This window comes from Deltaproteobacteria bacterium (assembly GCA_016234845.1).
Taxonomy (GTDB): domain Bacteria; phylum Desulfobacterota; class Deferrimicrobia; order Deferrimicrobiales; family Deferrimicrobiaceae; genus JACRNP01.
This window is the reverse complement of record JACRNP010000128.1, coordinates 1-3,966: the sequence shown is the minus strand read 5'-3', so window position 1 is coordinate 3,966 and position 3,966 is coordinate 1. Positions and strand designations below refer to the sequence as shown.

At 68.9% G+C, this 3,966-nt stretch carries 5 protein-coding genes; 2 read left to right on the top strand and 3 right to left on the bottom strand.

Going from position 1 to position 3,966, the window contains the following annotated elements:
* On the top strand, positions 1-172 hold a 172-nt coding region (locus HZB86_09225; GenBank protein ID MBI5905713.1), incomplete at its 5' end, for a disulfide oxidoreductase.
* A gap of 4 nt (positions 173-176) precedes the next feature.
* On the opposite strand, the gene HZB86_09220 is transcribed toward HZB86_09225, so the two are convergent.
* The gene (locus HZB86_09220) at positions 177-1,067 is read right to left on the bottom strand and encodes an MBL fold metallo-hydrolase (protein ID MBI5905712.1); all 891 of its coding nucleotides are present in this window, start codon (positions 1,065-1,067) and stop codon (positions 177-179) included.
* Between the two features lie 267 nt (positions 1,068-1,334).
* Between HZB86_09220 and HZB86_09215 the strand changes: the two genes are divergently transcribed.
* Positions 1,335-1,778 carry a hypothetical protein gene (locus tag HZB86_09215; protein MBI5905711.1) on the top strand — a complete coding sequence of 148 codons (444 nt, stop codon included), beginning with the start codon at positions 1,335-1,337 and terminating at the stop codon, positions 1,776-1,778.
* Here HZB86_09215 and murJ read toward each other — a convergent pair.
* Both murJ and HZB86_09205 read right to left on the bottom strand, forming a co-directional pair.
* Complete coding sequence (gene murJ, locus HZB86_09210) at positions 1,765-3,360, bottom strand: murein biosynthesis integral membrane protein MurJ (protein MBI5905710.1); 1,596 nt, start codon at positions 3,358-3,360, stop codon at positions 1,765-1,767. The two genes, HZB86_09215 and murJ, sit on opposite strands and share 14 nt — an antisense overlap.
* Positions 3,361-3,378: 18 nt before the next feature.
* On the bottom strand, positions 3,379-3,966 hold a 588-nt coding region (locus HZB86_09205; GenBank protein MBI5905709.1), incomplete at its 5' end, for a GNAT family N-acetyltransferase.

The following is a 3,966-nucleotide window of genomic DNA, read 5'->3' as shown; positions in this document are numbered from 1 at the left end:
CGACATCGTGAGGGAGCATCCCGCACTGCGGGAGAAGATCCGGGAGCTGTTCGGGCCCGAGTGCCTGTCGTGCAAGTCGAGCCGGCACGAATCGGTGACCTACACGTCGTGGCACAAGGGGCTCGATCCGAAGAAGGTCGTCAACGAGCTGAACGCCCTCCTGAAGAAGTAGCCGCCTACCCCCGCGCCGGCAGGTATCTTCCTCCATCGAGGCGGATCTCCCCGCGGCGGATCATCCCTTCGAGGTGCTTCGAAAGGAGCGCCCACTCCCCGTAGTCGAACCACGGCCCTTCCCGCCCCGGGCCGTACACCAGCCGCTTCGCGATGATCTCCCCGCGCGTGCGCGGCTCCCGCAGGAATTCCGTGAGCGCCTCCTCCCGGCGGTCGATGACGGCCAGGTACGCTTCCACGATTCCGCCGATCGGGCCGCGCCGGACCGGTTCCTCGTGGGAGACCACGCTCGTTTCCGCCCCGATCCCCGCCAGCCGGCGGGCCGAGCGGCGGAACGCCCCGATGTCGCCCGGAGCGTCGCCGTACCAGGGCCCGAACGGCGAAAGGTCGTAGTCGCCGAGGAACAGGATTCCGTCGTCGGGGAAGTGGAGGCACAGGTGGCCCGGCGTGTGGCCGGGCGCGACCACCGCCACCGCGCGCGTCTTTCCGAACCGGAGCTCTTCCCCGTCCGACACCGTTTTCGTCGCCGCCGTCGGGCGGAAGCGGAACTTCTCGAGGAACAGCTTCCGGTAGAACGGCTCCCACTCCGTTCCGCGCAGGCCGTACCGGGAGAGGAGGGTATCGATCGACCCGAGGGCCGGCGCGTCCTCGGCGGTCGCCCACACATCGATTCCCGGGAGGGCGGAGAGGAAGGTGAAGTGGTCCTCGTGGTAATGGGTCATCACGACCGCCGCGATCCCCTCCTCCTTCCGCAGCCGCTCGATCTCCGCGATGTCGGAGCCCGCGTCGACCAGGAAGCCGCCGCCGTCGCGGATGTACAGCGAGTGCGAGAACGGGTACCGCCCCCCTTTCCCGCCCTCCACGATCCAGATCTTCTCCGTAAGCCGCGTGATCATTCTGTCTCTCCCGCCACTCGCTTACGCCGAGGGGGCGGATCGGTCAGTCGCTACGCCTCCGGGAGGGGGCCCGTTCGCATCCGCTGCCAGGGTCCCCGTCTCCGAACAGCGAACGTGGCGAAGCGATCCTCTCCCCGACCTCCGGCCAGCCTTCTCGCTCCAATCATATCCTCTCGGTCAGAATTGCGGGTTCTCCGCCGGTTCCGCGCTGGCGACTCCGCTCAGGACCCCCTCCCTCCGGCGTACGCTCCTTGTGCGATCCGCCGTATGATAGCGGAGGAGGGCGACGTCCACTTGAAGAAGATCCTGCTCCTGCCGTTCTGCCTGTCCGACGAGGCGCGGTCGGCCGCCGAGGCGATGGCCGCCGCGGAGGGGTACGTCGTGGTGGTGGCGACCTCGACCGCGAAGGCGCTGGCGGAGGTGCGCCGGCACGCCGTCCCCCGCAGCGGCCGCCCCGTGCGCATCGTGGGCGTGGTGTGCGACGGCCGCGCGAAGAAGGTGTGGGCGGGGCTCCTGCTCCTGAAAGCGCGCCAGTGGGGGAAACGGCTGCTCCGCCGGAAGGTCCGGCGGATCGAGCTGGCGCGCGTGGCGATCGTCGGCGGCACCAAGTCGCTGTTCGGCCGGCGTCACTGCAGCGTGGGAAGGAACGAGCCCGACATGGAAGGGCTTCGGCGGGCGCTCGCAGGGCAGGACACGTTCATGAAGGCGTGACGCCCCTCCCGTCCGCCGCCGGCGGGTGCAGGAGGTCCTCCCCCCGGCGGATCGTCCGGACCGTCCGGCTTCCCATCAGCAGGGCGAGGTAGAAGTAGACCACGGCGACCGTCGCCGCCCCCCCCGCGATCCGGACGGCCGCCCCCCACGGCGTCTCCCACCCGAGGAACCGCGCCGTCGCGCCGAGAGCGACGTGTCCCGCCGCGCCCGACAGGACCGCGGCGAGCGCGAGCTTCCCGTATTCCGCGAGCTCCGGGATTCCGGCCCGCCCCACGGTGCGCCGCATGAGGATCCCGTAGAGGGCCGCCGAGTACAGCAGGATCCCGATCGTGCTCGCCAGCGCGAGGCCGAAGACGCCGTGGGACTGCTGCAGCAGGTAGTACGCGGGGAGGGCGACGATCCATGCCGCCGTTCCGACGAGCGTCGGGGTCCAGGTGTCCTTCATGGCGAAGAATCCGCGCGAAACGATCGCCTGGGCGCACCAGAAGGGGATCCCGAGGGAGAAGGCGGAGAGCGCCGACGCGGTCCGGAGGGTGTCCTCGATGGCGAACGCCCCGCGCTGGAAGACGAGCAGGACCGCCTCCCGCGACATCACGAACGCCATCGCCGCCACCCCCGAGGAGACGAGGAACACCCATCGCAGGGTGAGCGACAGCGTTTCCCAGAGCTCCTCCTGTTTCCCCCGGGCCGCGAGGCCCGCGAGGTACGGGTACGACGCCACGCCGGACGCCTGCCCGAAGATCCCCACCGGGACCTGCATCAGCCTCCGCGCGTTGTTGAGCCAGGTGATCGCGCCGGCGAGGAGGAAGGAACCGAAGACGCGCGTGGTCCACTCGTCGACCACCACCAGGGAGAACCCGAGCATGATCGGGATCGAGAGGCGGACGAAATCCCGCAGCCCCGGGTCGGAGAAGTCGAGCCGGGGACGGAAGGAGAGGCCGCCGCGCCGCGCTCCGTACAGCTGCAGCGCGAAGTTCCCGAGGAACGAACCGGCGACGACGCCCCACGCGAACCCCGTCATCCCGTGCTCGCGCCCCCCCAGCAGCCCGCCGACGATGATCAGGACGTTGTAGACGAGCGGCGCCAGCGCGGGGAGGAGGAACTGCTTCCGGGCGTACTGGACCGCCATCAGGAGGCCTCCCAGGTAGAAGAAGATCTGCGCGGGGAGTACGATGCGGGTCAGTCGCGCCGCCTCCGCGGCCTGCTCGGGCGGGAACCCCGGGGCGATCAGCACGATGACCCTCGCCGCCAGGAACTCCCCCAGCACCACGAAGAAGACCATGGCCGCGCCCATCACCGTGGCGATGGTCGAGAACGACCGGTACCCCTCCTCCTCCTTTCCCTCCTCGAGGTACCGCGAGAAGATCGGGATGAAGGTGATGGACAGGGAGCCGCCCGCGAGGAGGTAGTTCAGGAAGTCGGGGATCGTGAACGCCGCGAAGTACGCGTCGGTCTCGCTCGTCGCGCCGTGCTGGTAGGCGATGACGGCGTCGCGCACGTATCCGAGGAGCCGGGACAGGAAGACCGACCCCATCATCAACGCCGCGGCCCGCCCCATTTGCCGGCCGGGGCTGTCGGACATACCGGAAGCGCTCCGGCTCTACCCCTCCATCTCCCTTGTGGGGTAGGAGAAGTACTCGTGCGTCTGGATGTTCGCCCAGAACTCCTCGAGATCCTTCGACAGGACGAGCAGGTCGTGCCGCACACCGATCTGGTCGCGGACGTGTCCGTGGAAGGTGGCCTCCTGCCGGAACCCCATCTTCTCGAACACCCGCTTGGCGCCGGGCTGCGTGTCCATGACCTCGGCCACGATCTTCTCGAGGCCCGATTTCAGGGCGTGGAGGAACAGCTCGTTCGCGAGGATGCTGCCGAGCCCCTTCCGGTGGAAATCCTTCGCCACGACGATCCGGATCGTCCCGACGTGCTTCATCCACCCCCCGAGGTTCTTGTGGAGCGTGGCGTCGGCCACGACGTCGTTTCCGACCCAGGCGAGGATCGGGTAGATCCGGTCGTAGTTCAGCTCCGCCGCCCACCGCTCGACGGTCGACGGGTCGGCGACGTTGTCCTTGAGGAAGAGCCGGTCCCCTTCCGGCAGGCGCTGGAAGAAGGTGAACAGGGCGTCCTTGTCCTTCCGTTCGAACGGCTTGAGGGTGACCTTGGTACCGTCCTTGAGCTTGACGTCCTTCGG

Excerpts from the sequence above, each read along its gene's own strand:
- HZB86_09220 (MBI5905712.1), bottom strand. The coding sequence starts at position 1,067 with ATGATCACGCGGCTTACGGAGAAGATCTGGATCGTGGAGGGCGGGAAA.
- HZB86_09215 (MBI5905711.1), top strand. The coding sequence starts at position 1,335 with ATGATAGCGGAGGAGGGCGACGTCCACTTGAAGAAGATCCTGCTCCTG.
- murJ (MBI5905710.1), bottom strand. The coding sequence starts at position 3,360 with ATGTCCGACAGCCCCGGCCGGCAAATGGGGCGGGCCGCGGCGTTGATG.